Origin of the sequence: Acinetobacter sp. YH16044, assembly GCF_013417145.1 — a bacterium.
Lineage (GTDB): Bacteria > Pseudomonadota > Gammaproteobacteria > Pseudomonadales > Moraxellaceae > Acinetobacter > Acinetobacter amyesii.
The window spans coordinates 1-1323 of sequence record NZ_VPEK01000145.1; the positions used below are offsets into that span (position 1 = coordinate 1).

Consider the following 1323-nt stretch of genomic DNA (forward strand, 5'->3'; position numbering starts at 1 on the left):
AGTTATACCTTAGATACAGTTGAACAAAGACTGATCCTATTAGCCATTGCTGAAGCTCGAGAAACTGGACATGGGATAACTGAAAATAGTCTTTTAGAAGTACATGCAAGTAGTTATATAAATACTTTTAATGTCGAGAAACATACCGCTTATACCGTACTCAGGGAGGCATCTAAAAGCTTATTTGATCGCTATGTCACATACCATGACATTAATCCTAAGACGGGTAAGGATCGTAGCTTTCATTGTCGTTGGGTCGACAAAATTGGGTATGAATCTCAATCAGGAATTATTTTCCTACGATTCACCCAAGACATTGTTCCACTCATAACTCGACTTGAAGAAAACTTCACTAAATATGAATTGCAGCAGGTTTCTAGGTTAAGTAGCTCATATGCTATTCGGCTATACGAGCTATTAATTCAATGGAGATCTGCCGGAAAAACGCCACTTTTTGATCTATCTATCTTTAGACAACAACTTGGTGTCAAACCTCATCAATACAAAACAATGAGTAACTTTAAAACATATGTTTTAGATTTTGCTCTTAAGCAGGTAAATGAGTTAACAGATATAACAGCTAAATATGAGCAACATAAAAAAGGGCGTTCTATTTCAGGTTTTTCATTCACTTTCAAACAGAAAAAAATGAGTAATCTGCCAATAAAAAATAAGCGTGACCCAGACACTATAGATATTTTCTCAAAAATGACAGATGCTCAACGCCATCTGTTTTCCCATAAATTGTCAGAACTTCCTGAAATGGGAAAATATTCTCATGGTACAGAAAGCTATCCGCAATTCGCTGTACGCATTGCAGAAATGCTTCAAAACCCAGAAAAGTTTAAAGAACTCTATCCTTATCTCCAAAAAGTAGGCTTTAAAGCTGCATAGAAGATAGACTTGCTGATTTGTCTATTAGACAGTCTAATAGACACTAATTTTTTACAAGATTAGGCAGAGATTTACACATGAAAAGCCTTACAGTTCTTGAGCTTTCTAAGCTTTACAATATCAATAGACAAACCATTTACAACAATATAAGGAAAGGTATTTTAAGTAAAAATTCTGATAATAAAATTGATCTGGCTGAAGCTATCCGTGTTTTTGGCGAACCTTCAAAAAAACTAGATGTAAAAGAATCTGTAAAAATAGACAGTCCAAATTCGGCAGAAGTTTTACTACTTAGGCAACAGATAGACATGCTGAAAAATCAGCTTGATGATGCAAAAGAGCGTGAATCCTTTTATCAAAATCAAATTGAGACGATGCAACGTCTACTGGAAGCACCCAAACCAAAGATTCAAGACCCTAGTGAACTCG

2 protein-coding genes are annotated in these 1323 nt (G+C 35.2%); both read left to right on the plus strand.

Going from position 1 to position 1323, the window contains the following annotated elements; translation table 11 throughout:
* Positions 1-894, plus strand: an 894-nt coding sequence (gene repM, locus FTV38_RS17595; RefSeq protein ID WP_180023052.1) for a replication initiation protein RepM, incomplete at its 5' end; no start/stop codon positions are given.
* Positions 895-971: 77 nt separating this feature from the next.
* On the plus strand, positions 972-1323 hold a 352-nt coding region (locus FTV38_RS17600; RefSeq protein ID WP_180023053.1), incomplete at its 3' end, for a plasmid replication DNA-binding protein.